The sequence below is a fragment of the Promicromonospora sp. AC04 genome (genome assembly GCF_003058225.1).
GTDB lineage: Bacteria > Actinomycetota > Actinomycetes > Actinomycetales > Cellulomonadaceae > Promicromonospora.
In genome coordinates, this window is the sequence record NZ_QBUG01000015.1 from 76,036 (window position 1) to 100,852 (window position 24,817).

Below are 24,817 nucleotides of genomic sequence, written 5' to 3' on the forward strand. Positions count from 1 at the left end.
GCGGCACACCTCCCCAGCGCAAGCATCACCGCGCTGAGGGAGAACCGCCATGCTGCCCATCCTCCAGACCACCACCGTGGCCGCCACCCACGCCGCCGAACGCGCCACCATGGTCGCAGCCGGCCTCGCGACCCGGCGCGACCCGGACATCGACATCACCCCGAATACCGAGGGGCTGCCCGGGATCGACCAGCTCAAGGTGATCGTCGGCGCGATCATGAACATCGGCCTGATCCTGGCCGTGGTCGCCCTGATCATCGCCGCGATCGTCTGGGCCTTCGGCGCCAACAGCTCCAACCCGCACCTGGCCGGTCGGGGCAAGACCGGGATCCTGGTCGCCGCCGCCGCCGGCGTCGTGTGCGGGGCCGCTGTCGCCCTGGTCAACTTCGGCTGGGACCTCGGGCAGCAGATCTGATGGACGTCTGCTCCCTGCCGATCGTGGCGCAGATCTGCGCCGGATCCGGTGACGTGACTGCCGGTGCGTCCTCCTCCCCGATCCAGGGCCTGGCGGACTGGGTCGGAGGCATGGCCGCGTGGGTGCTGGAGGGCATGTGGGCCCTGATGGTGACCACCACCATGGTCGACATCACCAGCGACTCGTACACCCGGGTCTACGCCCTGGTGTTCGGGATCGCGGTCCTGGTCATGCTGCTCTTCTTCCTGCTGCAGGTCATCACCGGCATGATCCGCCGCGACCCCGGCGCCCTGGGCCGGGGTGTGCTCGGGCTGGGCAAGTCCGTCCTGGGCAGCTTCGTCGTAGTCATGCTGACCGCGCTGCTGCTAGAGATCACCGACCAGCTCTGCCTCGGGCTCGTACAAGCCGCCGGGACCACCATGGAGCAGGTCGGGCACCGCCTGGTCCTCATGGTCACCGGCATCACGATCTCCACCAACGTGATCGGCGTCGGCCCGTTGCTCGGCCTGTTCCTGGCCGGCATCGCATTCAGTGCCGCGTTCGCGGTGTGGATCAGCCTGCTGGTGCGGTCCGCGCTGATCCTGGTCGCGATCGCCCTCGGCCCGCTGGCCCTGGCCGGAGCGACCTGGGACGCCACCCGCGGCTGGGTGAGCAAATGGGCCACCTTCGTCGTCGCTCTGGTGTTGTCGAAGCTCGTCATGATCGTGATCTTCCTGATCGCGACCGAGCAGATGTCCGCACCGATCGAGGCCGACATCGCTTCAGTGGCCGAGCCGCTGACCGGGATCGTGCTCCTCCTGGTCGGCGCCTTCGCGCCGTACCTGACGTACAAGCTGATCGGCTTCGTCGGGCTCGACCTCTGGGCGACGATGACGACCGAGTCCGACGCCAAGGAATCCTTGAACCGGCCCATGCCCTACCTGCCCGGCGGTTGGTCCCGCCCGCCCGTGCCCAAGGTGGTGGACTCCGAGGACAGCACCGGCTCCGGTGATGGGCCGGGCTCGGGGGGTGAGGGACCAAGCGCTGCCAGCACGGTGACCACCCCGGGTGGCACGAGCGTCGGTGACGCCCCCGCCAAGGCCGGTGCCGTGAGCGGCACCGGAACCGGCACTGGAACCGGCGCGGCAACGGCTGGATCCGGCACGGCAGGGGTCGGTGCTGCGGGCGGTGGTGCGGTGGCCGGTGCGGCGGCGCCCGCCCTTGCTGGGGTGGCTCTGGCCAAGGGCGCTTTCGACGCCGGTCACCACACCGGCCAGGCCGTCGGCGGCGAAGCCACCAAGGCCGGCGACGGCGCGACCCAGCCCGGCACAACCCAGGGCGCCTCGGGCACCCCGCCCCATGCGGGTGCGGGTGCGGGTGCGGGTGCGGGTCAGGCGAGCTCGCCTGACGCTGACCCGGGCGCGCCGTCGACGGCGGCGCCGGAGCAGCCCGGGATCCTGTTCCGCGACGGGGACCAGCCATGAGCGCCCCGGCCACCGGGCGCCTCGGCTCGGTGAAGTTCTCCCGCCTGTCCAAGCGGGCCCTGATCCTGGGCCTGACCGCAACCCAGCTGGTCACCATCGGCCTGGGCGCCCTGCCTCTGGTCGTCGCGCTCTACTCGGGCTCCGGAACCCTCCTCGCGATACCAGTCCTGGTCCTGGCCACGGCTGCCGCAGTGGTGCGGCTGGGTGGGCGGCACGTGATCGACTGGATCCCGATCGCCGCCTCGTGGACCTGGCGCACCACGACCGGCCAGCTCCACTACCGCGCCCGCCTCACCGGACGGAGGTCCCGCCCGCGCCCGGCCGGGACCCTGGCCCTGCCCGGCGACACCGCAGCGCTACGCCAGTACACCGACCCCGTCACCGGTGCCGTACTCGTGCACGACTCGCACGCCAACACCCTCACCGCCATCCTGCCCGTGACCCACCCCGCGTTCGTGCTGCTCGACCCCGGGGAGCAGCAACGCCGGGTCACCGCGTGGGGCCGGGTGCTGGCGACGGTGTCCCGGTCGGGGCACATCGCTGCCCTGCAGGTCACCGAACGGACCCTGCCCGGCTCCGGGGCCTCCCTCGTGGACTGGTGGAAGGCGCACGGGATCGACGACGGATCCTTCGCGAGCCGGACTTACGCGGACCTGATTGACCGGGCCGGGCCCGCCGGGGAGCAGCACGCCACCACCATCGCCCTGTCCCTGGACATGAGCGCCGCAGCCCGGTCCGCCCGGGCGGCCGGTGGCGGGCTGCGCGGGGCGGCAGCTGTGCTGCGGCAGGAGGTCGAGACCCTGACGATCGCGCTGCGCGCCGCCGACCTCACCCCGGGCGACCCGTACGACGCAGGGCGGCTCGCGGTGCACCTGCGCACCGCGTACGACCCCGCAATCGGGCCTGCCTTGGAGCGCCACCCGACGCTCGGGCGGGAGCTGGCCGCAGCGGGGCCGATCGCGGTCACCGAGACCTGGGGCAATCTGCGCGCCGACGCTGGCTACCACTGCGTGCTGTGGATTTCCCAGTGGCCCCAGTCCCAGACCTACCCCGGGTTCCTGGCACCGCTGCTGCTGTCCTCGGGGGTGCAGCGCACCGTGTCATTGACGTACCGGCCGGTGCGTGCCGATGTCGCCGTGCGTGAGCTGCGCCGCCGTCGGACCGGGCACCTGTCCGACGCCGCCCAACGGGCACGCATGGGGCAGACCACGGACGCGACCGACCGGGCCGAGCTGTCCGACGTCCTGCAGCAAGAGGCCGACCTCGCCGCCGGGCACAGCCTCCTGACCGCCACGGGACTGATCACCATCAGCGCCCCCGACCTCGCACGGCTCGCGCACGACGTCGCCGCCGTCGAGCAGGCCGCGATCCAAGCGTCCGTGGAGACCCGCCGGCTCTGGGGGCAGCAGGCCCAGGCGTTCGCCCGCTCTGTCCTGCCCACCTGAACGGGTCCCGGGCCGCGGCAGGTGGTCACAGCGTGTGCTCGACGGGCTCGGTGAGCAGCATCGACGACGAGCACGGGCGGGGTCGTGCACCTGCTGGGCATGAACGCATCCCGCACACCACAGATCACTACCGGGTCGGTCATCTGCCAGGCCGGCCCGTTCTACCTGTCCGTGCAGCACGTCGGCGACGACCAGGACCCGGACGGCAGCACCCGTCACCGGTACGAGTACCTCGTGATGAACCAGCAGTCCACCAGCCAGCGATACAAGGCGAGGGACCTGCACAACCGGGGTGTCGTCGATGCCGACGCCGCCATCTGCTACCTGATCGGGCACCTGTACGCGATCGGCAGGACCGTCCAGGACTACACACCAGACCCGGACGACAACTCTATGGGCCTTCTCCCCGAATGGCTCCAGCAGACGACCGCCGCGCACGTCGACGACCTCCTGGCGCACATGGAGATGCACGAAGAGCTGCTCAGCGGACCGACCGATCTGACGTTCGACTTGGACGACCCCGAGACCTGACCGAGCGCTGGACAACACCTCACTGATCCGAACCGCACCTGCACGCGAGATGGAGCGACGATGAAGACCACCCAGATGTCACCCACAATCCCTGATGCGGATCCCGTCGAGACCGCAGCGGCCGTCGCGACAACGATGCGGCGCCTCGTCGCCGAGACCAACCAGCTGACCGACCTGGACCAAGCACCGCAGATCACCAAGGAGCTCCTGGACGTGCTCCGCGAGGTCGCGGAGGTCACCACTCGTCTGTCCCAGTTGACGTTCGAGCACCCGATGCCCGCACCGCCGGCCGACAGCGACCCGGACGTGTTCGGTGATCGGTCGGACAAGCCGCGAGCGGTCAACAGCTTCAACGACGCCAGCGCGCGTATCTACCTCGCTTGCCAGCCCCTGGCCAGCGCGAAGAACGCGACCACCCGCTTGCTCGACCAGACACCCCCCGACATCACGGCGGCAGCGACCGACGCTGCCTCCGTCCCTGCGGGCAACGGTCCGGGCCGGTCACACCGCCCGGACCCGCACCACACAGGTCACCCACACCCATCGGAGCCCGCGCACACGCACGCGCTGTGACCACTGGTGCCGCGGCGGCCTGCGCCACGGACCGGTGCCGGCGGCAAGTGCGACAACGCGGCATCCACGACCGAAACCGCCCCCACACGAATCCGATTGAGCCTGACCCCGTGAGGAGCACGACCATGAGCAGACCACCGGTGATCCCCGCAGAGACCAAGCAGAGGATCGTGCTGGCCGTGCTGTCCGGCGAGCTGAGCATCGCAGCGGCAGCGCGCCAGGAGCACATCGCCGACAACTCCATCTACCGGTGGAAGGCCGACTTCCTCAAAGCCGGGAACGCCGCGCTCCTGCCCGGCGGCGCCGCCCATGCCTCCGCCCACGAGGAGCACCTGCAGGCACGGGTACAGGACCTGACCCAGGCTCTGGGCGAGGCGATGCTCGAAGCCTGGCGCTGGAAGAAGAACGCAGAGTCTCGCGGCGCCACAGCAGCCGGATAGCAAGGGGTCCTGTGCCGGCCCTGCGGAGCAGTCGCCCCGCAGGGCCGACATGTGCGCAAGCTACAAGCACAGCGCACGGCCGACGGCGCTGGGGGTCACACCTACCAGGCATGGACAACAACACCTCCCCCAGCACGCGAGCGATGGTCGCACGGCAGGCGGGTTCGCTGAGTCTGGCCCTGTGGCACGACGGCGCCGAACCTGACGCGCTCGGCGGGTACCGCCACCGGTACGCCTACCGGATCGCCAGCACCGCCGGCCCCGGGATCCCGCCGGTTGACGGGCGGGACATTCACTCCGGTGTCGGCGACGACGTCGACACCACCAGGTCGATGGGGACCCTGGTCAGCCTCCTGTCGGCGGCGGGCGAGGCGTACCGGTACGACATGGACCACCCGGGCGGCTCGGAGAACCTGGGCCTGTTCCCCGGCTGGGTGCCCGAGGCCGCGTACCTGAACTCTGACGAGCTGACGATGCTCGCGATCGAACTCGAGAACCCTTCAGCCCCCGAGGAACCCGGGACGACGACGCCCGCCACGGACAGGACCGCCGCCGCGCCCACCGTGCCCACCGCGCAGGAGCACACCGCCGGAGATGAACCCGCGTGGCCGCCCGGCCGCTACTACTCCGTGGTGTTTCTCCAGGATGAGGAGGGACACGCGGTCGTGGATCTGCTGGAGCAGAAAGGCACCGACGCCGTCATCAAGCACCTGACCCAGCGGGACTTCGGGTCCGATACCCTGGACGCGGCGTTGTTCAACACCGAGGTCTACTCCGAGGTTCCGGTGTATCCGGGCACCCGGGTGGTCGAGAGCGGTCCGTACGTCCTGACGTACCACCCCGGCCTGGGAAGTGTGCACCTGCTACGCGAGCTGCCCGCCAGCCTGGAGCGCCCGGCGTCGTGGCCCGAGCGGTACACCGGCATCCCGACAAGCCAAGGCACCCCCACCGCACCCACGTCGACCGCTGAGGCGGACCGGTCCATGCCCCAGCGCTCTGCACCATCAGCCCGGGCGACTGCATCGTTCGACGACGGCGTGTCCCTGTGACGGGCCCTGTTGCACACCTCCTGTGCGTCCCGGTTCGCCGACGCCCAGGAGCCCGTCATGTCGACCACGACCAGCCCGCAGCACGACGCAGAGGACGCCGCCGAAGCGCTGCGTCGCCTGAGCCACTCGACCCGCACCTTCGCTGACCTCTCCGACACCTACTGGGTGCTGAACGACCTGGCGGCTATGGTCCGTCGCCTGGAGCAGGTCACGACCCAGGTCGCAGCCGCGCACAGCGACAACGCCCACCTCGCGCACGACCACCACGGCCAGGCCGCCGCCGGGCATGTCCAGGCCCTGACCGCGGCCGGGCACCTGCGCAAGGTCGTCCAGCTGGTCGGTCTCGCGCACGTCAGCCTGGACCTGGCCCTGAGCCACTCCGGCGCCATCGCGTGGTACGACCCCACCTCCACCACCCTGACCGCCACGGGTGCCAGCACCGCGCTGACGGTCGAGCGACCCGGCGGTCGGACACGGCAGGTCGGCGACGGTTCCCGGCCCGCCGGCGAGGCTGGAGGGCAGCCGCGATGACCTCCAACGTCCGTCCCACCCCGTCGCCGTCTTCGCAGGACGAGGGCACGCCCGAGGATGTCGCCCGTAAGGCAGTGGCCGCCGTCCTGGATCTGCATATCGCGACCACTGGTCCGCTGGAGCCCGCCAGCCTCCCGACAGTCACCCGGGAGGTGCAGACCCTTGCGTTGCTGCTGGGCGACGTCGCCCAAGATCTGAAGCTGTTCAGCCAGCGGTACAGCCTCGACTCGGGCGGGATCGAGGCCGACCAGAACGATCTGCGCACCCAAGCCCGGGTGACAGGGGCCAGCGCGACCAGAAAGTTCGTCGAAGCCGTCGAGCTGCTCTACCAGGCCTCGAGCGCACTGGCTCAGGCACAGGACGACACGTCCCTGATGGCCGACCTGTCCTCCAGCTCGCCTCAGACCACGCCGTCGCCCACGAACCGAGACCGGACCCCGGACCCCGGACCGGCTCATCCTGGGACCGTGGACCGACCGGACGACAGTCCGTCGCTATGAGCCCGGACCGCGACCGGGTGCATGCCACCACCCTGACCCCCGGGCGCGAACCCTGGACAGTACGCCGGACTCGGCGCCGCGCCGCGGCCGCGGTCCTGGCCCGGGCGCGACACGACCGCATGGACGCTGCCCGCCAGCGGACGGCCACCGAACGCACGCAGGCGCGCTCCGTGCGGTACCTGCCCCGCTCGGGCGAGCCCGGCCCGGCGGCACTGCGCACGCCGATCCGGTTCCGAGTCCCGAAGCATCAGGACACCTCCGCGGTCTGGGGAGCGGCCTACCCGTTCCTCGCCGAAGGAGGGCTCGGGGCCGACGGCGTGTTCGTCGGCCGGGACCTGCACTCGGGCAGCAGCTTCGTGTACGACCCGTGGGTGCTGTACCAGCGGGGACTGGTCACCGCACCCAACATGGTCGTCGCCGGGATCGTCGGGGCAGGAAAGAGCGCCCTGGCCAAGGCCCTCTATACCCGCTCCATGGCCTTCGGCAGGCGCGTCTACATCGCATGCGACCCCAAGGGCGAGCACACCCCGATCGCCGAAGCAGTAGGCGGCAAGGCCATCGCCCTCGGGCCGGGCATGCCGGCCCGGCTCAACCCGCTCGACGAAGGCCACCGCTCCGCCGGGACCGACGACGCCACCTGGCACGCCGAGGTCACCGCACGACGGCGCACCCTGGTCGCCGCGCTGACCGAGACCATGCTCGACCGGCCACTGCACCCCGTGGAGCACACCGCGCTCGACGTCGCCCTGGACACCACCGTCCGCACCAGCGACGTCCCAGTCCTTCCCCGCGTCGTCGACCACCTCCTGGCCCCCGACCGGGGCGACGACTTCGACGGGCGACTGACCGAGGACGGACGCCACGTCGCGCACGCGCTACGGCGCCTGGTGCGCGGTGATCTCGCGGGCCTGTTCGACGGGCCGTCCACCGTCCGCTTCGATCCGTCACTGCCGATGCTGTCCCTGGACCTGTCCCGAGTAGCGGAGAACAACAGCGCCTTGAGCGTCCTGATGACCTGCGCCTCCGCATGGCTGGAAGCCGCGCTGGCCGACCCCGACGGCGGGCAGCGCTGGGTCATCTACGACGAAGCATGGCGGCTCATGGCCCACCCGGCGCTGCTGCGCCGGATGGACGCGCATTGGCGGCTGGCCAGGCACTACGGCATCGCGAACATGCTCATCTTCCATCGCATGACCGACCTGGACAACGTCGGCGACGCCGGCTCCGCGCAACGCTCCCTGGCCGCCGCGCTCCTGGCCAACGCCGAGACCCGGGTCATCTACCGGCAGGAAGCCGACCAGCTCGGAACCATCGCCCACGCCCTCGGCCTGACCGGCACCGAGACCACACTCCTGCCCACCCTCGGCCTCGGCCAAGGCCTGTGGCGCATCCGTAACAGGTCGTTCCTGGTCCAGGCCCAGCTCCACCACGACGAAGCCAGGCTCTTCGAGACCGGCGTCCGAGCCAGAGGGGTCTCCCGGGAGTTCAGGAATTCTGAGGGCGGCAACGGCTCGAACTCACGGTAGTAGCCAGGCTGAGCGTGCGATTGTGCAGCGGGTTCGAGCAACAAGCACAGGATGCGGCCGCCTGGGCTCTGGATGTCGACCGGCTCGCCATAGAGGGGACATGTGGTGTCACTGACGCGTCGTGTCGCGGGTGACGCCAAGGGATGGAGCGGTCCAGCTGCGGAGCAGGTCCAGGGCGTCCGCTGAGGGCGAGCTCGGTTCCGTGAGGTAGGTCGCGATGACGATTCCGCTGTTGGACGGGACGGTGAGGGTCTCGTAGGCGAGGGTCATCTCGCCGACGACGGGATGGTTGATCCGCTTGTTGCCGGTGTTGTGGGTGCGGACAGCGTGCCCGCCCCACCAGGTGCGGAAGTCCGCACTACGGGTGGCGAGCTCCCCGACCAGGGCCATGAGCGCGCGGTCGGTGGGGTCCTGACCGGCCAGGAGGCGCAGCGCCGAGACGGCTTCGCGTGCGGTCGTCTCCCAGTCCGGGTAGAAGCTGTGCGAGCGTTCGTCCAGGAACAGGTAGCGGGCGCTGTTCAGTGGTGGAGCGTGGGGCGGGAACAGGTCTGGGAACAGTGCGCGCCCGAGCGCGTTCGAACCGGCGACGTTGGTGATGCGGTTCATCGCGAGTGCGGGCACGTCACGCATGGTGTCCAGGAGCTGGGCCACCAGCGGCGAAAGGCGGGGCTCCGGCTTGGTCCGCAACTCCCGCCGCGGCCCTGTAGCCGCACGGGACAGGTCGAACAAATGCGCCGATTCCGCTTCGTCGAGCTGTAAAGCCCGCACCAGAGCGAAAAGCACGCTCTCCGAGACTCCGCTCAGGTCTCCGCGTTCCATGCGGGTGTAGTACGCGGTGCTCACGCCGGCCAGCTGGGCAACCTCTTCACGGCGCAGGCCCGGAACGCGGCGCTCCCCGCCGAAGACGGTGAGGCCGGCCTTCTCCGGTGTCAGGCGTGCGCGCAGAGCAGTGAGAAACTGCTGCACGTCGTTCGGGGTGCTCATAACCAACGACACTAACCGAGGCCCCGCAGGTGGTGGGAGCTACTGGCATTCACCCCCAGATATGCCGCAGATGTGCCGCCTGGGGGCTAATGCCAGTGACTCTCATCCCGGACTGATACGTGCTTAACGTGGCGGCATGACAACCAATCGCATCACCCTGAACAACGGGATCGAAATTCCCGCCATCGGGCTCGGCGTCTTCCAGGCGTCGCCCGAGGACACCACCGCGGCGGTCGAAGAGGCGCTGCGCGTCGGCTACCGCCACATCGACACCGCCGCCGCGTACGGCAACGAGGCGCAGGTCGGTGAGGCCATCCGCAGTTCCGGGCTTGCCCGCGATGAGGTCTTCGTCGAGACGAAGCTGTGGATCAGCGACTACGGCACCGACGCTAGCCTGCACGGGTTCGAGAAGAGCGCGGCGAAGCTCGGCGTGGACCGCATCGACCTGCTCCTCCTGCACCAGGCGCTGCCCTCCGCGTTCAACCTCACGATCGACGCCTACCGCGCGCTGGAGCGGCTCCTTGCCGACGGCAAGGTCCGCGCGATCGGGGTCAGCAACTTCACGCCTGAGAACCTCGAGCAGCTGCTCGCCGCGACGACCGTCGTACCGGCCGTCAACCAGATCGAGCTGCACCCCTACTTCCAGCAGAAGGACGTCCAGGCCCTGAACGCGAAGCACGGGATCCTGACCCAGGCGTGGTCCCCGATCGGCGGGATCACCACCTACACGCCGGGACAGAAGAGCGTGCTCGAGAACGAGACCCTGCAGGAGATCGCCCGCGAGCACGGCAAGTCCCCGGCTCAGGTGATGCTCCGCTGGCACGTCCAGGAGGGCCGTTCGGCGATCCCGAAGTCGACCAAGGCCACCCGGATCGCGGAGAACTTCGACGTCTTCGACTTCGAGCTCACCGCCGACCAGCTCGCTGCCATCGACGCCCTCGACACCGGTGTCCGCGGCGGCCCCCAGCCCGGCTTCATCACCCTTGAGGACCACGCGTTCCCGATCCCCGAAGCCTGATCCCCACGACACGAGGCATCTCGCTCGACCGCCGCGCTCTACTCCGAGCCAGCGCCTTGTTGGGCTGCGGCCTGGTGAGCGGCGCCCTGACTTCTTGCGCACCGAGACCAGAGGACTCGATGACTCCAACAGGCCAACCAGACCAGGCGGGGACACCAAGGTCCACGGACCAGGCGCCAGGGCGGGTGCTGCTGGCGTACTTCTCTCGCCCTGGTGAGAACTACTACTACGGCGACCGGATCACTCTGGAGGTCGGCAACACCCAGCGGGTGGCCGACCTGATCACCGCGACCACCAGCGTGGACGTGTACCAGATCGAAGCCGCCGATCCCTACCCGGCGGACTACGAGAAGACCGTCGCCCGCAACGTGCAGGAAGAGAACGACGACGCTCGACCCGCGATCGCCCACCCGCTCCCGGACGTAGCACGGTACGACGTGGTCCTGCTGGGTTGCCCGGTCTGGAACGTCCAGACACCGATGATCATGCGTACGTTCGTCGAGGCGGTCGATCTGGAGGGCAAGACCCTGCATCCGTTCGTCACCTACGCCGTCAGCGGCATCGGGCGCGTCGAGTCCGACTACGCGCGGCTGTGCCCCGACACCGTGTTCGGCGAGAGTCTCGCCGTCCTCGGCGAGACAGCCCAACAGGCCAGGCCCGACGTCGAAGCGTGGCTCCGTCGCATCGGGCTCTGAGTCGATCAAACCGAGAGAACCCCACCCCCGTGAGACCCCTGTGAGAGAAGGAAACACCATGTCCACCTGGACCGATGAGGAGCTGCGACGAATAGACAGCGCCACGGAGCTGCGCATCGCCTCGCAACGCCCTGACGGGACTCTTCGAGCGCCCGTCACCATCTGGCACACCGTCGTCGGCGACGCGCTCTACATCCGGTCGGCGCGAGGCCCGGAGAACGGCTGGTTCCGTCGAGCACTGGACGCCAGGCAGGGACGCGTCGAGGCGGGCGGTGTCACCAGAACGGTCACCTTCCAGCTCGCACCGCCAGAGATTCGCGAGCAGCTGGATGCCGCCCTGCACGCAAAGTACGACCACTTCGGCCCCGGCCCTGTCGGAGCCATCACCGGCGCCGACGTTCTGCGCTCCACCCTTGTCGTGCTCCCGCACGACTGACGCACTCAACCCGATCCACTGACAGGACACACATCATGGAATACACCCGACTGGGCACGTCCGGGCTCAAGGTCAGCCGCCTGACCCTGGGGTGCATGAGCTTCGGCACCCCCAACGACTTCCAGCCATGGTCGCTCGGCGACGAGAAGGCCGGCCCCCTGTTTCGCCAGGCCGTGGAACTAGGCATCACGTTCTGGGACACCGCGAACGTCTATGGCGGCGGCACCTCGGAGGAGATCACCGGCCGTGCCATCCGCGAATACGCGAGCCGTGAGGAGATCGTCCTGGCGACGAAGATCTACTGGCCGATGAGCCAGAACGCCGGCGGCGGGGGTTTGAGCCGTAAGGCGATCCTCGAGCAGGTCGACGGATCCCTCGCTCGGCTGGGCACCGACTACATAGATCTCATGCAGATCCACCGTTTCGACCCTGAAGTTCCCGTCGAAGAAACCATGGAGGCCTTCCACGACGTGATCAGGGCCGGCAAGGTCCGCTACATCGGCGCCTCATCGATGTGGGCATGGCAGTTCGCCAAGATGCAGCATGCCGCCGAGCGCAACGGGTGGACGAAGTTCATCTCGATGCAGGACCAGTACAACCTGCTCCAGCGCGAGGAAGAGCGCGAGATGCAGGGGCTGCTCACCGACCAGGGTGTCGGCAACATGATCTGGAGCCCGCTCAACGGTGGCATCGTCGCGCGTCCGTGGGGCGACAAGAGCACCACGAGAGGCGCTTCGACGCCCGGCACGGACCAGTTCGGCCGGCCCATGTTCCTCGACTCCGACAAGGCCATCGTCGACGCGGTCGAGCGCATCGCCGCCGATCGCGGTGTCTCGATGGCGACGGTGGGACTGGCGTGGGTCCTGAAGAACCCCGTGGTCGACTCCCCGATCATCGGAGCGACGAAGGCGAAGCACATCACGGACGCCGTGGCAGCGCTCGAGCTCACACTGAGCGACGAGGAGGTGACTGCGCTCGAGGCTCCGTACACCCCCCGCGATCCGACGTTCTTCTGAGCCCGCTGAACTACCACCTGCCGAACGGCCGAACCCGAAGGCCGCGACACACTTTCTAGTCCATGGCCCCTCAGGCAGGCTGCCGTGAGGCCTGAGGGCGTCAAGGCTGGCTGCGGGACCGCGCGGGCGCCGGTGGTGGGGCGGCCGTGGCTGTGTAGCGCAGGGCGGTCTCGATACTGATGCCGAACAGGTCGCACAGTGCCCGCATGTCACCGCCGTTGGCGTGGGCCTCGGCCAGGATGCGATCCTCGCGCAGAGCCTGAGGGCGCAGTGTGGTCTTCTTCCACGGGAAGACGTGGCTGGGCGCGGTCAGGCGGCCCGCGGTGAACTGGGTCAGGAACAGGTGCGGGTTGATCGTGTGGGGCCAGCGTCGCTCGCGGTAGTCGAGCCACGCGGTCAGCCGCACCCTGACCGGGGCGGCCAGCGGGAGGCTGCGTCCATCCAGGGATAGTCGTCCGTCGACGATGTCGGTGACCAGCAGGTGCCGGGCCTGGTGGGCGGTCAGGGCATGGAACGCGATCAGGGCCACGGCCAACGCGGTAGCCGGATCGGGTGAGGCCAGGGCATTGCGGATCGCGGCGGTGTCCAGCGGCAGCGGGATGTTGCGCGGTGCCGGCTCCGTCTTCACACCGCGGGTCGGGTCGGTGAATATCAGCCGGCGGCCCCGAAGGACCGTAAACAGCGATCGCAGCCCTGTCAGCGCCGGTACTCGCTTCGTCGGGACGGTCGGCAGCGCATCGTAGACGTCCTGGCTGGTGATCTCGGCCAGCGTCGTGACGCCGGCCTGCGCCCAGGCGGTCACGATCGGGGTGATCGCCAGGATCCTGACCCGGGCGGTAGCCGGGTCACGCTGCCGTTGCCGGGGAGCGCGTTTCGACCCGTCTAGCAGAACGAGCAGCCAGGTCTCCAGCTCGGTGCGCATCGGTTCGGGCAGGCTGGCGGTCTTGGACGCGAAGTAGACCTCGACCCGACGGGGCCGGTCGTCGATGAGCAGGCCGGCGGCGGCCAGCACGTCCAGGGTCGAGGCGATGTTGCCGTCGTAGGCGGGCAGCACGAGCACGTCGCTCGCGCGGATCTTCGCCTCGGGAGTGTCGCGCAGGGTCTGCAGCAGCTTCAGGGACCGGATGACGTCGTTGCGCTGATTGGCTCTCCAGCCGAACTTCTCCGTGTGCTCGAGCACGACCTGGTGGCAGTACCGGGTCAATTCGCTGTTCTCCCAGTCGGCCAGGCGCCGCACGACCTTCGGGTCGGGTGCCATCTCGAACAGTGCGAGCTGCTCCCCCGGCGCCGGTCTGAACGGGCTGGTTGGCGGGCTGGGGCGACGCCTGGACGGTGCGCGCAGCCGCGGTGTCTTACGCCGATGGAAGTGCATGTTCGCGAAGAACATCTGCTGGCCGTGCTTGTTCGCCCCGACCAGGTCCAGGGCACGTCCCGGCTCCTGGAGCATGCGGGCCTGTTCGTAGCACAACCGGCACGCCCCGGAATCGCCCAGACGGGAGGTGCGCCCGCAGTAGTCGCACCGGCCTTCGGGGAAGTGCTGACGCCACCAGCGGCAGGTCCAGCACAGCCAGTTGTGGTGGCGGTAGACGCCCCAGGCCAGGCAGTCCTTGCACGAGGACAGGAACAGCGGCGCCCCGGGATGGCAGCGGTCGCACAGGCCCTGACTGAAATACCGGTCCGAGCCGCATCCGCGGCACGGTGGAGCAGCGAACGGCCCGCCGGGCAGGCAGTCGTAGCAGTAGTCGACCCGCGGCTTGCTCCACGCGACGCGGTTGGTCGCGCACGCGATGCATGTCGGCGGCGGTCGCAGCGCGGCCGACGGCCCGGCGGCCGGGCTCACAACGGCGGGTCAGAACGTGGCCTGCCGAACCGGGGCGTGACCACCGACGCCGACCCACCGACGGCCTTCTCTACTTCTTCGGGACGCCGTCGGGCAGCAGCCTTGTCCGGCTCCGGGATGAGGAGCTCCGCCGGGTCGCAGTCCAGGACCAGGCAGATCACGTCGAGATCGTCCAAGCGCACCGTGGTCGGGGTTCCGGTCCACAGCCCTGACATCTTGCCCGCGCTGATCTCCAGGCCCGCCTCGGCCAACAGCCGCCGCAGCTCGTTCGACTTCCAGATGCCACGCTCGGCGGCCTTCATCCTCAGGTTCCACTTCACAGGCTCACACCGTCCCTCCGAATCGAGTCTCCAGCCGGCGGTTCGCGCTGGCCCACGCCTGCTCGACGTGATCGCTGGAGACATGGATGTAACGCGTCGTGGTCGAGAGCCACTCATGACCCAGCACGTCCTGGATCGCCTTGAGGTCCATGCCCGCCCCGTACAGCGACGAGGCACAGTAATGGCGCAGCACGTGCGGCCCCATCCGGTCGGCCCACGCTGGCAAGAACTGCACGGTGCTCGTCTTCAGCCCGTGGCGCAACACGTCGTCGCTCGCCCGACAGCACCGCCCTGTCGCCCGGTCACGTCGCTCCGAGGGCAGCATCGGTGCATCAGGGTCCGACCAATCCTCGCCGAACTGGTGACGCACCTCCGCGAGCCACCAGTCGATCAGCTTGTCCGCGCCGTTGATCGCCGGGACCAGCCGCTGCTTCGGCCCCCGGCCACGGCTGCCCTTGCCGAACCGAACGTGCAGCTTGCCCGCCACGCCGAGGTCCGGACGCCAGTCCCGGATGTCCAGTCCGACCGTCTCACCGATGCGCAAACCCAGGCGCCGCCACAGCGAAGCCGCGAAGTAGTCCCGCGCCGCTGGCAGGTACTTACGTGCCTGCGCAATCGACAGCCGCCACCCGGTGAACAGCTCCTCGACCTCAAGGTCCGACGGCGGGACCCGAACCCGGCTCAGCGCCGAGCCTGACTGCCGGTTGAACTCGTCGATCGGCTGCCCGACGACGAACCCCGTGATCGCGTGCAGGTCACCCTGGTAGCGGGCGATCACGAAGTCGTAGAACTGCGCCAACATCCCCGCCTTGCCCGCACGCGTGCTCGCTGCCCGGCCCGCACGTCGCTGGCCGACCAGGTACCGGTCAGCATCGTCCGTCGTCGCCGACCACAACGCGCCGGTCAAGCACTGCCGGAACTCGAAGACGACCGCGCGCGACGACGCCACGTGCGCGTCGGTCAGCCCCGCAGCACACATCGCCAGGGCGTACTGGTCGACCAGCTCCTGCTCGAAGTCCTCGACGTCCTGCTCACCACGCAGCGCGCGCGGTGAGCCGATGTTGCGCACCACGGCGAGGCTCACTCCGCCGCCAGTTCACTCGAACGAGTCATATCGACATCATTACCGACAACTGTTCAGAATTTCTGACGACACGCCGGAATTCTCGTACACCCTAGAACGTGTCACCCACCTGCATCGCAGGCCGTGACCGACAGCAGAGCCCGGATCGAACTCACGGCAATAGAGACAGACCTCTAGGCATATACCGACGGTAGCGGTCGCCGGCAGAGGGCGGCCCCGTCTGACCACGCACCCACCGTATCGATCGGAGGACCACCATGGACACGCTGGACAGGATCGCCGAGCTCGCCGCCGACGACCGGACCGCGCGGATCGCCCTGACGCTGGGCTGCCAGGCGGGCGACGATCTCGCCGCTCTGGCCGTGGCACAGCACGGCGCGATCGAGACGCTGCACTACGTCCTCACCGGGCCCAAGCCCGGCGAGACGCTACCTATCCGGGACTGGCGCGAGGCGATTGCCCACCGCCTGGATCCCGACAAGCTGGAGACGGTCCTGGAGCAGGCGCAGGAGCTCGGGCTGGAGGTGGTGATCCCGTCCGATCCAGGCTGGCCGATCCCGCGAACCGACACAACACCTGTGCCGTTGGCGCTGTGGACGCAGGGGGACGCCACGCTCCTGGCCGGGCCGCACACGTCGCGGTGCGCGGTCGTCGGGTCTCGGGCCGGGACCGACTACGGGGTCAAGGTCACCCACGACCTGGTCGCCGGACTCGCCCAGCAGGGTGTCACCGTCGTCAGCGGCGGGTCGCACGCGATCGGCACTGCAGCGCTTCGAGCGGCATCGGCCTATGGCGGGCGCGTCGTGGTGGGCCTGGCCGGGGGCCTCGACCAGTTCTTCCCTGCCGGCAATGCCGCAAGGTTCGAACGGGTCGCCCGCGAGGGTGGGGTCCTGGTCAGTGCCGACCCACCTGGCCTGCGCGCCGGACGGACCCGGTTCTTGATGCGCAACCGACTCATCGCGGCCCTGTCCGGGGCGGTGGTCGTCACCGACCGAGGCGAGCCAGCACTCGCTCGTCCTGGGCGTCGCCCGCCACGCCACCCGGATGGGCCGCCCTGTGGGAGCCGTGCCCGGCCCGGTCACCAGCGTTATCTGCGGTCCGCGGCATTGCCTGCCTGTCTCCGACCGGATTCGAGATGTCAATGACGTCAGTAACAGTCCTGGGAGTTGGTCAACAGAACGCAGGTTGAGAACGCCCGGGCCTAAAGACGCAAGGCCGCGCCTCCTACCGAAGGTCAGGGTCGACGCCTCGCTCGCGCAGAATGTCGGAGATGACGGCCACATCTTCAAGAGCGTCCATCCCCCTCGGATCGTAGATCCCAAGCTTGCCGCCGATCACACGATTGGAATCCAGCAGCACGCGGAGCGCCGGAGTCGGTATCGGTCGGAACTTCTCGAACTTTTGCTCAGCGCTCATCAATTAACCGTCCTCGTTCTGTGCGGTCGATTTGCTCTTACGGGATACGCGTCGTGTCAGACTCATCGAAAGAATCAGCGGACAGCCGGATCCACGTCCCCATGTTGTAGCTCTCGACGAGCGGACGCGGAAGCCCCTGCGCGTGCATCTTGTCGGCGGCCAGCGAGAAGGCAAAGCCGAGCTCCGGCCCGAACCCTTGGGACCCAGACCAGAGCACGTCAAGCAAGCTTCTCGTGAAGTACGTCTGCGGCTTGGTCACGTTGGTTTCGTACCACGCGAGGGACCGCGTGCCTGAAGCCATCAACGAGATGACCGCGTTGCCGTGCAAGATATCGTCCCGCGACGCGACACGGCTAGATGCAGTCGCCGCGGCCCCGGCAAAACAGCAGTCCAGGATCACGATCTTGCGTCGTGCTTTGCAGTTCTCGATCAGGTGCCGGACCATTTCCCATTCAAGGCTCGTCGTCCTGACATTTCCTAGTTTGGACCCTTGTAGGCCAAGGTACAACTGCTTGCGATCGTCCAGGAGGCCGTGCCCCACGTAGTAGAACAGTGCTGTGTGGGTGACGTCCTGGAGTGCGTTCTGGATCTTTTCGGCTGCGTTCCCGAAATTTCTCTCTTCAAGAATCGGCGTGACACGTTTGTCAGGCCACGAGCCACCTTGCGGGTGGGATAAGAAGTCGTACATCCTCTGGAGGCTGTTTTCCGCGGCGGGCAGATTGGCAAGGAACTCGTCGTCGTAGTTCCATGTTCCAGCAAGGACTGCCCGTGATGTCGACCGGGTCATTTAGTTGTGCAGTCGTTCGAGTTCAGAAGATCCTTGAGTTCGTCGAGGTTGAATCCTGAGGCGTCGACCTCGATGATCCGGTCGCCCTTCTGAACCTTCACCTTCACGTGCTTGCGCAGCGCCGCGAGCGTTGCTGGGATTGCCCCGATGATCGCGATGATGATGGTTGGATCACCCAAGATCTGGATGATCTCGGCGGTGCCGAGTGCGCCTTCCTCGGGTGGCAGTGTGTGTGACCGTACGTCGATGCGGGCGTCGTAGCGTAGTTCTTCGCGTAGCCTGTCAGTTATCTGTTCGTCGGAGGACCAGATCTGGATGGTCACAGGGCTCTGTGCGACGTTACTCACTCTTCCTCCGTTGGAGGTCGCATTGCGCGCTCGATCTTCTCGACGAGCTGGGACGACATGAAGTAGAGCTCACCCCTGGGGTTGGCGCCCTCCGGGACCTCAGGATCTGCTGCGATCGCACGTGCGCTCCTGGCGGCATCAAGTGCGGCTGGGAAGTTGCCGAATGAGGCGTGAATCTGCGCGCTGAGGTACTGAAGGTGGAAGAGGTCCCAGAAGAGGACATCAGGCGAAAATCCTCGCCGCTCCTTCTCGTCCAGGAGCTCCTTGTTCAACTGTGCCCGCTTGGCAGCATCGTCGAGTCGGCCCGCTTGTAGATCAAGGACCGCAGTGCTCAGTATCGTGGCGGCTGTCTCCACGAGCTCGTGGTCCGAGGTATTCTCAAGGTCGAGTTCGCCAGGGTGGATGGGCACATCGGCCGATCGGTCGTCGCCTTCCCGTTCCTCGCCCATTTGCCGCCCCCGCAGTCGACTCCGGTATCCAAGTGGTGCATAACCTACCGAAATGCGAGTTCTCGTCAACAGTATTTCGGTACACCCAGGGCAGAATGAGGTTCAGGTAGATCGCTGTGCCGAGCCCGTAGGCCTCGGCACCGAACGACTCGAGACCACACTGCGCACCGTGTTCGGCGATGCCCCGGACTCGTCCAGCGACCGCAGCCAGTCACACGCCGCCGGATGGATGAGGCCGCTTGCGCGGTCGAACACGACGGGCAGCTCGCCACCCGACGCCGAACGGACACGGCGGAATCCGTACACCCTCGCAGTGAACATCAGCCTGACGAGCATCTGTCACTGACACTCCGGCGGCACTGTCCATGTCAGGAGACGCACCCAGCGCACCTGACAGTCGTGAACAGCACCACGGCACCAGAGATAACCAGCGCTGCCAGCGACGGAGTCAACAGCCTGCTACGCGAACGCGCCGCGCACGTGATCATCCACTCCGGCGACGCCATCGCGCTGCTCACGGCCGGAACCCGGACCACAGCCTCGTCCCATCCCGCACACAGCCGCGCACCGTCACGGCCCGGACACGTAGACAACAGCCCACCGGGCCGGCCCGCCGAGCCCACGCTCTGACCCGCCGATCCGGTCGACCCGCGCACCCCCGTCGCACACCAGCTGGCCACGGAGATCAGGGCGTGACGTTGCGGATGCACCTGGTTGCTACCAGAACGCACCACCGACGGGGGCACAGCATGAACCAGGACATCGACGAGATCGCAGACATGGCCACCGATGAGCGCACGGCGCGGATCATCCTGACGCTGGGCTGCGAGCCGGGCGACGGGCTCGCCGCCCGGCTGGTCGCCGAGCAGGGCGCGCTCAGCACCGTGCACCAGATCGCCGGCGCGACCGGCCCCAACCAGCGCATGGCCCAGTGGCGTGGCGGCATCGCCCAGCGCCTGGACCTGGCCGGTGTGAACGATGTCCTGTCGCAGACGCGGGATCTCGGGCTGGGCACCCTGATCCCGTCGGACCCCGGCTGGCCTGCTCTGGCCGGGGACGCCACGGCGCATCCGCTGGTCCTGTGGACGCTCGGGGACTCCTCGGTGCTGGTCGACCGTGAGCCGAGGGTCGCAATGGTCGGGGCACGGGTAGCGACCGACTACGGCCAGAGAGTCACCCGCGACCTGGCCGCTGGTCTTGCCCAGCTCGGTGTCACCGTTGTCACCACCGGCGGCCATGGCATCGACACCGCCGCCGCCATCGGGACAGCAGCCGGTGACGGACGCAGCATCGCGGTACTGCCCGGAGGCCTGGACCGCCCGTACCCCAGCAGCAACGCCGGCCTGTTCCACTGGATCACCGGCGACGGCGGGGTGCTGGTCAGTGCCGAGCCTCCGGGGCAGCGGACGGGCCGTACCCGGCAGGTGCTGCGTGGCCGGCTCGTGGCCGCCCTGTCCGATGCCGTCGTAGTCACCGAGGCCGGCCACCACACCTCCGCGCTGAAGATCGCTCACGAGGCGGTCCGCTTGGGTCGCCCCGTCGGGGCGGTTCCGGGCGAGATCACCATCCCCAGCAGCGCCGGTAGCAACGAGTTGCTGCGCCAGCACACGGCACGGGTGATCACCCACGCGAGCGACGCGATGGACCTGATCACCGCCCCACGCCCAGCCACCCCACCAGTCGCAGCGGGAAACGTCTCCTCCCGGCGCGACCCGTCGAGGCCCCGGCCACCCGAGCCCGGCCCGCCCATCTCACCAGCCATGATCCCGCTCTGACCTCCGCCCAAGGACGAACCCGGACGCGCACGCCGAGACTCTGGAGCAAGCGATGAACGATCACCACAAGCCGCCCAAGCCGTGGGACCTGCCGGTGGTGCGAGGGCTGGACGCGATCAGGCTCTTGCACGGCCTGGAAGCCCTCCATGTCGGGTTCGATGAGCTCCACCTCCACGGCGAAGCACCAAGCGGCCCCATGTACACGGCTGTGATCCACGCCTACCAGCCAGTGATCAGCGTCCCTTACACCGTGCGTTTCGCGGTCCAGGGCACCACCTACACCGTGCAAGGACGCGACAGGCAACCGCTGACGACCAGCGGTGTCGCCGATCTCCTCCACGTCCCGACGGCCAGCGCCGACCGGGCGATCACACTGCTCAAGCAGTCGCTGACCGAGTCGCTGCGGATCTACAACCAGGCCAACACCCCGGCACAGCAGGGCGCGGGACACCCCACCCCGACGGTCGGAACCTCGCAGCCCTGGCCGTTCTCCACCCGAGCGAGCACCGACGCGTCGCCCGGCCCCGACCTGTGATCACCAGTACCAACACCGCAACTACGAGACCACCGGTACTCGCCGCGCACCTGAAGCGCATGAACGACACACCCACCTCCCCCGGCGACTCCGGGCGACGGCCCACGAGCAGGGCCGGCGGTCCCTCGCGCCCAGGCCGGGAAGACAGGAGCCGCGGACGCGAGCCCGCGCCGACGCCACAAGACCTCGAAGCTGCGCGGGCACGACTGCTAGCCCTTGACCCCGCACAGCTGCCGGACGGCCCGGACCCGGAGGCCTGGTTCATGGCGGCCACGGACGGCGGCGACCAGTTCCCTGACTGGCCGCACACCGTCTCCGTCACGCGTAACGGCCGCCCGGTGGCCAGCAGCACGGGCGAACCTCCCGCACAGACGGCCCCACCCGGGGACCTCGGACCAGGAGCATCAGCCTCGGCGAACGAAGAAGAGCTGGACCACGCCGACACAGCAGTAGGGGAACAGCACTCCATGCTTGACGCCGACGCCGGGTACGCCCTGCTGGCCCAGAAGATCTGGACATCTCTGCGCGACCTCGGCGTGGAGCGCGGGCGGATGTACGCGTTCGGCGACCACGCCGCCACCCTCACCGGTGCTCCCGACCCCGACACCCGCACCAACTTCCAGGAGTGGGTAGCCGACATCCCACCGGCCACCCACGCCGCCCACCTCGCCTGGCCGCACGACGGCCTGAAACTACGCGCCCACTCAGAGGCCGAACCCGTGGTGCACGACCTCGTTCTCGCATCCCTGCCGTACACCGACCTGCACTTCCGTAGTCAGTACGGCCGGGACCGATCCCTCGAGATACACCAGAAGTTCCTCACCAACGCCGTCGCGAACACGTTCCCCGGCGGGATCCTCGCCGCCGTCACCACCCACCGCGTCCTGGACAACCCGGACCCGGCCGTCCGCGAGCTGCTCCTGGACAACGCCGACCTCCTGGGCGCCGTCCGCCTACCCGCCACCGCGCTGCGGCCGCAGCTGTCCGACGACAACGCCGCACCCATCGACCTGCTGCTCCTGCGCCGCCGTATCCCCGGCGACGCGGTCCACTCGGCCTTCTTCCTCGACGTCGCGCCCGTCACCGTCCCGGGCGGCGTCGCCTATGTGAACGAGTACTTCTCGATGTTCTACCCCGAGCACGTGGCCGGGTCCACCGGCGTCGTCGCCGACCCCGACAAGCCCAGCGGACTGCGCTACACCGTCGGCGACGGCGACGTCGCCCTCGACATGACCCTGGACCACACGCTGTCGAACATCGTCGCCAAAGCCCGCGCCAGGAACCTGACAGCCGTCTCCGCCACGTGGTCACCGATCGAGACACGACCAGCACGCGAGGCACACCGTCCCATCCGACGCACCGACGCACCGGGACACGACCTGGGCCTATGACCGCGGCCCTGCACCTGACGGACACCTCGACATGACTGACCGTCTCGAGGCAACGGACCCAAGTTGACGTGCGGCTCGGCGCGCTGGAGACCTCCCCCTCACGAACTGGCCACGCGGGGCAACGTGATGTGTCATGAGCGACTCCGACTCCGGTGCGGACGCCTCCGGTGGTGCGATCTACGGGCTCGGCGTCCTCGGAGCTCCGGGTACTTCTGGCAGCAGGCCGGCGAGCACCGGATTCTCACCACCAGGTCCCGCCGGCCATTCCCAAACAGGCTGACTGTCGTTCGTCGCCGGTGGCGTGTTCCGCGCACCTGTCTCCCAGACCGATAGGAGGCCTCGATGCGCGACGACACCCGCACGCTCGAAGAGAAGACCGCGGACCGCAACGCGAAGCTCGATGCTCTGCACGAGAAGCTGTCCGGCGCCGTCGAACAGCTCGTCACCGGCGAGGACTGGTTACGAGCCCTCGCCTTCGCCGCTCGGTTCCGCGCCCGTTCCTTCAACAACACGCTGCTGATCGCGATGCAGCACGCCATCGCCCATGCCGAGGGCCTGGTCCCGAGCGCGGACCCGACCTACGTTGCTGGATTCAAGCAGTGGAAGGCCTTGGACCGCAGCGTCCGCAAGGGACAACCCGGCTACCAGATCTACGCGCCAGTCACCGCGCGCATGGCAACCTTCAGCCCCGAATCCGGGCCGTGGCGGCGCCTGGGACGCGGTGAGAAGCCGGAACCCGGTGAGATCGTCCGCTCACGCATCGTCGGTCTGCGGCCCGCCTACGTCTGGGACGTCAGCCAGACCGACGGGAAGCCTGTGCCGGAACCACCGCCTTCGGTCCAGATGCCCGCCGGGCAAGCACCTGCCGGTCTGTGGGACGGCCTGGCGGCACTTGTCGCCGAGCGCGGCTACGACCTGCAGATCGTCCCCGACCCGACGGCGCTGGGTGGAGCGCTCGGGCGCACCACCTACCCCACCAAGCTGGTCGAGATCTGCGACAGCCTCGATGACGCCGCCAAGACCGCCGTCCTGACCCACGAGCTTGCGCACATCGACCTGCACGCACCCGGACGCGACCGAGCCCCCAGCGACGGCACCCTGACCAGCGAACCCGCAACGGTGTCGCAGCACCGAGGGATCCGCGAGGTCGAGGCCGACTCTGTGGCCTACATGGTCAACGCCTCCCACGGCCTGACCACCGACTCCTCGACCATCCCCTACATCGCCGACTGGGCCTCCACCGTTCCCGGCACGAGCATCGCCGAGACCGTGCAGTCCACCGCGACACGCGTCCGCGACGCGGCGATCAAGATCCTGGACGGCCTCGACACCCACCAGATTCCCGACGGGACCCCGCCCGGGCTGGATCGTGACGCGCTGCGTGCTTCGAGCCGCACGGCGAAATCGCGGCGAACACCGACGCCTGTGGACGGGTCCGCGCGTCAGACCCAGGTCCGGCCGAGCACGGCCCCGACTGAGGAGCTGGGGCTGTGATGCCTCGGCCCGTGCCGATGACGTTGCCGCGCGCCCGCGTCGTGGTCGATCAGGACGGGCACCTGGCCGTCACGATCGACGGCCAGCCGTGGCGACATCCGGCGCCGACGGGCGCTACCGCTCCGCCCCACGCGGATGGGGTGCCGCCACTGGGCCGTAGCGACCTCAAGTGGGCTCAGGAGCGGATCGCCGAGGAGCTGGACACCCCGGTGCTGGTCCACCTGGTCGACAGCGGGCAGACCTACGAGCCCTACTTCGTCGTACCGGACAGCTACCAGCCCCTCGAGCCCAACAGCCCGACCGGTACCCCGGTCGGCGACGCAGGGACGGTCCTGGAGCCTGGGCTCGGGGCCGCTCCTGGTGGCGGGGGCGGGTTCGCACCGGGCGAGCCGGTCACGCTGGTGCAGGTGGTGGGCCGCACCGTCGCCGACGAGCACGGCGCGGTGCGCTTCCGGCTACCTGCCGCTCTGGGTGACCGGACACGTGCCCTGCTGGTCCAAGGCCAGGTCTCCGGCACGACCGTCCCCTACGACGACCTGGCCCAACCGTCCGGGCACGCCGCTCCCGTCGGCATCACACAGGCATCGGGCAGCTCCAGAGCGCCCGACCTCGCACGCCCGGCCGTCCGATCCGGTAACCACGACGGGCGTCGCAAGCCTGGCCGGCGGATCGCTCCGGCACCCGCCATCCGTCCTGCGCCAGCGGCTCCGGATGTTCCGGATGTCGGGTGGGGGGCGTTGTGAGGGCGCCGGCGCGG

Annotated in this window: 28 protein-coding genes; 20 read left to right on the plus strand and 8 right to left on the minus strand. The window is 68.8% G+C overall.

Translation table 11 applies throughout. The features are described 5' to 3' along the window. Positions 1–109: 109 nt before the first annotated feature. The 10 genes from C8K30_RS28485 (at position 110) to C8K30_RS28530 (ending at position 8,473) form a co-directional block, all read left to right on the plus strand. Positions 110–415, plus strand: coding sequence for a DUF6112 family protein (locus C8K30_RS28485; protein WP_108496356.1), 306 nt, complete (start codon positions 110–112; stop codon positions 413–415). Then, positions 415–1,878, plus strand: coding sequence for a conjugal transfer protein TrbL (locus C8K30_RS28490; protein WP_108496278.1), 1,464 nt, complete (start codon positions 415–417; stop codon positions 1,876–1,878). The genes C8K30_RS28485 and C8K30_RS28490 overlap by 1 nt, the downstream gene beginning before the upstream one ends. Continuing rightward, positions 1,875–3,323 carry an SCO6880 family protein gene (locus C8K30_RS28495; protein ID WP_108496279.1) on the plus strand — a complete coding sequence of 483 codons (1,449 nt, stop codon included), beginning with the start codon at positions 1,875–1,877 and terminating at the stop codon, positions 3,321–3,323. The genes C8K30_RS28490 and C8K30_RS28495 overlap by 4 nt, the downstream gene beginning before the upstream one ends. Positions 3,324–3,422: 99 nt before the next feature. Next, positions 3,423–3,854, plus strand: a complete 432-nt coding sequence (locus C8K30_RS28500; protein ID WP_146197627.1) for a hypothetical protein — start codon at positions 3,423–3,425, stop codon at positions 3,852–3,854. 60 nt (positions 3,855–3,914) lie between these two features. Beyond that, positions 3,915–4,427: a hypothetical protein gene (locus C8K30_RS28505; protein WP_108496281.1), complete on the plus strand. Its 513-nt coding sequence runs from the start codon at positions 3,915–3,917 to the stop codon at positions 4,425–4,427. A gap of 125 nt (positions 4,428–4,552) precedes the next feature. Continuing rightward, positions 4,553–4,867: a helix-turn-helix domain-containing protein gene (locus C8K30_RS28510; protein WP_199230746.1), complete on the plus strand. Its 315-nt coding sequence runs from the start codon at positions 4,553–4,555 to the stop codon at positions 4,865–4,867. A gap of 110 nt (positions 4,868–4,977) precedes the next feature. After that, the gene (locus C8K30_RS28515) at positions 4,978–5,916 is read left to right on the plus strand and encodes a hypothetical protein (protein WP_146197628.1); all 939 of its coding nucleotides are present in this window, start codon (positions 4,978–4,980) and stop codon (positions 5,914–5,916) included. A 57-nt stretch (positions 5,917–5,973) separates the two neighbouring features. After that, positions 5,974–6,447, plus strand: a complete 474-nt coding sequence (locus tag C8K30_RS28520; protein ID WP_108496283.1) for a hypothetical protein — start codon at positions 5,974–5,976, stop codon at positions 6,445–6,447. Beyond that, a complete protein-coding gene (locus C8K30_RS28525) occupies positions 6,444–6,947 on the plus strand; it encodes a hypothetical protein (protein ID WP_108496284.1) in 504 nt (167 codons plus the stop codon). Before C8K30_RS28520 ends, C8K30_RS28525 begins: the two co-directional genes overlap by 4 nt. Continuing rightward, a complete protein-coding gene (locus tag C8K30_RS28530; protein ID WP_108496285.1) occupies positions 6,944–8,473 on the plus strand; it encodes an ATP-binding protein in 1,530 nt (509 codons plus the stop codon). Before C8K30_RS28525 ends, C8K30_RS28530 begins: the two co-directional genes overlap by 4 nt. 108 nt (positions 8,474–8,581) lie before the next feature. Here the strand turns inward: C8K30_RS28530 and C8K30_RS28535 are convergent, their stop codons facing one another. After that, the gene (locus C8K30_RS28535) at positions 8,582–9,457 is read right to left on the minus strand and encodes a helix-turn-helix transcriptional regulator (protein WP_199230747.1); all 876 of its coding nucleotides are present in this window, start codon (positions 9,455–9,457) and stop codon (positions 8,582–8,584) included. Positions 9,458–9,593: 136 nt separating this feature from the next. Between C8K30_RS28535 and C8K30_RS28540 the strand changes: the two genes are divergently transcribed. From C8K30_RS28540 to C8K30_RS28555, 4 genes are all read left to right on the plus strand, one after another. Further along, positions 9,594–10,475 carry an aldo/keto reductase gene (locus C8K30_RS28540; protein WP_108496286.1) on the plus strand — a complete coding sequence of 294 codons (882 nt, stop codon included), beginning with the start codon at positions 9,594–9,596 and terminating at the stop codon, positions 10,473–10,475. Positions 10,476–10,594: 119 nt separating this feature from the next. Then, positions 10,595–11,170, plus strand: a complete 576-nt coding sequence (locus tag C8K30_RS28545; RefSeq protein WP_108496287.1) for a flavodoxin — start codon at positions 10,595–10,597, stop codon at positions 11,168–11,170. A gap of 58 nt (positions 11,171–11,228) precedes the next feature. After that, complete coding sequence (locus C8K30_RS28550) at positions 11,229–11,606, plus strand: DUF2255 family protein (protein ID WP_108496288.1); 378 nt, start codon at positions 11,229–11,231, stop codon at positions 11,604–11,606. 35 nt (positions 11,607–11,641) lie between these two features. Then, a complete protein-coding gene (locus C8K30_RS28555; protein WP_108496289.1) occupies positions 11,642–12,622 on the plus strand; it encodes an aldo/keto reductase in 981 nt (326 codons plus the stop codon). Between the two features lie 100 nt (positions 12,623–12,722). Here C8K30_RS28555 and C8K30_RS28560 read toward each other — a convergent pair whose 3' ends face one another. The 3 genes from C8K30_RS28560 to C8K30_RS28570 form a co-directional block, all read right to left on the minus strand. Next, complete coding sequence (locus C8K30_RS28560) at positions 12,723–14,069, minus strand: hypothetical protein (RefSeq protein WP_233257545.1); 1,347 nt, start codon at positions 14,067–14,069, stop codon at positions 12,723–12,725. A gap of 389 nt (positions 14,070–14,458) precedes the next feature. After that, positions 14,459–14,782 (minus strand): helix-turn-helix transcriptional regulator, encoded by a 324-nt coding sequence (locus tag C8K30_RS28565; RefSeq protein WP_108496290.1) that lies wholly within the window; start codon positions 14,780–14,782, stop codon positions 14,459–14,461. 4 nt (positions 14,783–14,786) lie between these two features. Continuing rightward, positions 14,787–15,866 (minus strand): tyrosine-type recombinase/integrase, encoded by a 1,080-nt coding sequence (locus C8K30_RS28570; protein ID WP_108496291.1) that lies wholly within the window; start codon positions 15,864–15,866, stop codon positions 14,787–14,789. Between the two features lie 257 nt (positions 15,867–16,123). On the opposite strand from C8K30_RS28570, the gene C8K30_RS28575 reads away from it, so the two are divergent. Then, entirely contained in the window at positions 16,124–17,011 is an 888-nt protein-coding gene (locus tag C8K30_RS28575) for a DNA-processing protein DprA (protein WP_108496292.1), read from the plus strand. A gap of 79 nt (positions 17,012–17,090) precedes the next feature. Here the strand turns inward: C8K30_RS28575 and C8K30_RS28580 are convergent, their stop codons facing one another. From C8K30_RS28580 to C8K30_RS28595, 4 genes are read right to left on the minus strand one after another with little or no spacing between them, the layout of a single operon-like run. Continuing rightward, positions 17,091–17,282, minus strand: a complete 192-nt coding sequence (locus tag C8K30_RS28580; protein ID WP_108496293.1) for a hypothetical protein — start codon at positions 17,280–17,282, stop codon at positions 17,091–17,093. A gap of 37 nt (positions 17,283–17,319) precedes the next feature. Beyond that, positions 17,320–18,069, minus strand: coding sequence for a caspase family protein (locus C8K30_RS28585; protein ID WP_108496294.1), 750 nt, complete (start codon positions 18,067–18,069; stop codon positions 17,320–17,322). Next, the gene (locus C8K30_RS28590) at positions 18,066–18,392 is read right to left on the minus strand and encodes a hypothetical protein (RefSeq protein ID WP_108496295.1); all 327 of its coding nucleotides are present in this window, start codon (positions 18,390–18,392) and stop codon (positions 18,066–18,068) included. Before C8K30_RS28590 ends, C8K30_RS28585 begins: the two co-directional genes overlap by 4 nt. A 20-nt stretch (positions 18,393–18,412) precedes the next feature. Next, positions 18,413–18,865 (minus strand): hypothetical protein, encoded by a 453-nt coding sequence (locus C8K30_RS28595; RefSeq protein WP_108496296.1) that lies wholly within the window; start codon positions 18,863–18,865, stop codon positions 18,413–18,415. Positions 18,866–19,614: 749 nt separating this feature from the next. Here C8K30_RS28595 and C8K30_RS28600 point away from each other — a divergent pair. The 5 genes from C8K30_RS28600 to C8K30_RS28620 all read left to right on the plus strand — a co-directional run bounded on the left by C8K30_RS28600 (position 19,615) and on the right by C8K30_RS28620 (position 24,803). Beyond that, positions 19,615–20,640 (plus strand): DNA-processing protein DprA, encoded by a 1,026-nt coding sequence (locus C8K30_RS28600; RefSeq protein ID WP_158281157.1) that lies wholly within the window; start codon positions 19,615–19,617, stop codon positions 20,638–20,640. A 52-nt stretch (positions 20,641–20,692) separates the two neighbouring features. Continuing rightward, entirely contained in the window at positions 20,693–21,175 is a 483-nt protein-coding gene (locus C8K30_RS28605) for a hypothetical protein (protein ID WP_108496298.1), read from the plus strand. A gap of 263 nt (positions 21,176–21,438) precedes the next feature. Next, on the plus strand, positions 21,439–22,566 hold the full coding sequence (locus C8K30_RS28610; RefSeq protein WP_146197629.1) for a hypothetical protein: 1,128 nt from the start codon (positions 21,439–21,441) through the stop codon (positions 22,564–22,566). Between the two features lie 342 nt (positions 22,567–22,908). Continuing rightward, positions 22,909–24,060 (plus strand): ArdC family protein, encoded by a 1,152-nt coding sequence (locus C8K30_RS28615; RefSeq protein ID WP_199230748.1) that lies wholly within the window; start codon positions 22,909–22,911, stop codon positions 24,058–24,060. Beyond that, complete coding sequence (locus tag C8K30_RS28620) at positions 24,060–24,803, plus strand: hypothetical protein (RefSeq protein WP_146197630.1); 744 nt, start codon at positions 24,060–24,062, stop codon at positions 24,801–24,803. The genes C8K30_RS28615 and C8K30_RS28620 overlap by 1 nt, the downstream gene beginning before the upstream one ends. Positions 24,804–24,817: the final 14 nt, after the last annotated feature.

Excerpts from the sequence above, each read along its gene's own strand:
- C8K30_RS28510 (WP_199230746.1), top strand. The coding sequence starts at position 4,553 with ATGAGCAGACCACCGGTGATCCCCGCAGAGACCAAGCAGAGGATCGTG.
- C8K30_RS28610 (WP_146197629.1), top strand. The coding sequence starts at position 21,439 with ATGGCGGCCACGGACGGCGGCGACCAGTTCCCTGACTGGCCGCACACC.
- C8K30_RS28515 (WP_146197628.1), top strand. The coding sequence starts at position 4,978 with ATGGACAACAACACCTCCCCCAGCACGCGAGCGATGGTCGCACGGCAG.
- C8K30_RS28545 (WP_108496287.1), top strand. The coding sequence starts at position 10,595 with ATGACTCCAACAGGCCAACCAGACCAGGCGGGGACACCAAGGTCCACG.
- C8K30_RS28490 (WP_108496278.1), top strand. The coding sequence starts at position 415 with ATGGACGTCTGCTCCCTGCCGATCGTGGCGCAGATCTGCGCCGGATCC.
- C8K30_RS28600 (WP_158281157.1), top strand. The coding sequence starts at position 19,615 with ATGAACCAGGACATCGACGAGATCGCAGACATGGCCACCGATGAGCGC.
- C8K30_RS28585 (WP_108496294.1), bottom strand. The coding sequence starts at position 18,069 with ATGACCCGGTCGACATCACGGGCAGTCCTTGCTGGAACATGGAACTAC.
- C8K30_RS28500 (WP_146197627.1), top strand. The coding sequence starts at position 3,423 with ATGAACGCATCCCGCACACCACAGATCACTACCGGGTCGGTCATCTGC.
- C8K30_RS28555 (WP_108496289.1), top strand. The coding sequence starts at position 11,642 with ATGGAATACACCCGACTGGGCACGTCCGGGCTCAAGGTCAGCCGCCTG.
- C8K30_RS28540 (WP_108496286.1), top strand. The coding sequence starts at position 9,594 with ATGACAACCAATCGCATCACCCTGAACAACGGGATCGAAATTCCCGCC.
- C8K30_RS28550 (WP_108496288.1), top strand. The coding sequence starts at position 11,229 with ATGTCCACCTGGACCGATGAGGAGCTGCGACGAATAGACAGCGCCACG.
- C8K30_RS28525 (WP_108496284.1), top strand. The coding sequence starts at position 6,444 with ATGACCTCCAACGTCCGTCCCACCCCGTCGCCGTCTTCGCAGGACGAG.
- C8K30_RS28495 (WP_108496279.1), top strand. The coding sequence starts at position 1,875 with ATGAGCGCCCCGGCCACCGGGCGCCTCGGCTCGGTGAAGTTCTCCCGC.
- C8K30_RS28505 (WP_108496281.1), top strand. The coding sequence starts at position 3,915 with ATGAAGACCACCCAGATGTCACCCACAATCCCTGATGCGGATCCCGTC.
- C8K30_RS28520 (WP_108496283.1), top strand. The coding sequence starts at position 5,974 with ATGTCGACCACGACCAGCCCGCAGCACGACGCAGAGGACGCCGCCGAA.
- C8K30_RS28530 (WP_108496285.1), top strand. The coding sequence starts at position 6,944 with ATGAGCCCGGACCGCGACCGGGTGCATGCCACCACCCTGACCCCCGGG.
- C8K30_RS28580 (WP_108496293.1), bottom strand. The coding sequence starts at position 17,282 with ATGAGCGCTGAGCAAAAGTTCGAGAAGTTCCGACCGATACCGACTCCG.
- C8K30_RS28595 (WP_108496296.1), bottom strand. The coding sequence starts at position 18,865 with ATGGGCGAGGAACGGGAAGGCGACGACCGATCGGCCGATGTGCCCATC.
- C8K30_RS28560 (WP_233257545.1), bottom strand. The coding sequence starts at position 14,069 with ATGCTCCAGGAGCCGGGACGTGCCCTGGACCTGGTCGGGGCGAACAAG.
- C8K30_RS28605 (WP_108496298.1), top strand. The coding sequence starts at position 20,693 with ATGAACGATCACCACAAGCCGCCCAAGCCGTGGGACCTGCCGGTGGTG.
- C8K30_RS28615 (WP_199230748.1), top strand. The coding sequence starts at position 22,909 with ATGCGCGACGACACCCGCACGCTCGAAGAGAAGACCGCGGACCGCAAC.
- C8K30_RS28620 (WP_146197630.1), top strand. The coding sequence starts at position 24,060 with ATGCCTCGGCCCGTGCCGATGACGTTGCCGCGCGCCCGCGTCGTGGTC.
- C8K30_RS28535 (WP_199230747.1), bottom strand. The coding sequence starts at position 9,457 with ATGAGCACCCCGAACGACGTGCAGCAGTTTCTCACTGCTCTGCGCGCA.
- C8K30_RS28485 (WP_108496356.1), top strand. The coding sequence starts at position 110 with ATGGTCGCAGCCGGCCTCGCGACCCGGCGCGACCCGGACATCGACATC.
- C8K30_RS28575 (WP_108496292.1), top strand. The coding sequence starts at position 16,124 with ATGGACACGCTGGACAGGATCGCCGAGCTCGCCGCCGACGACCGGACC.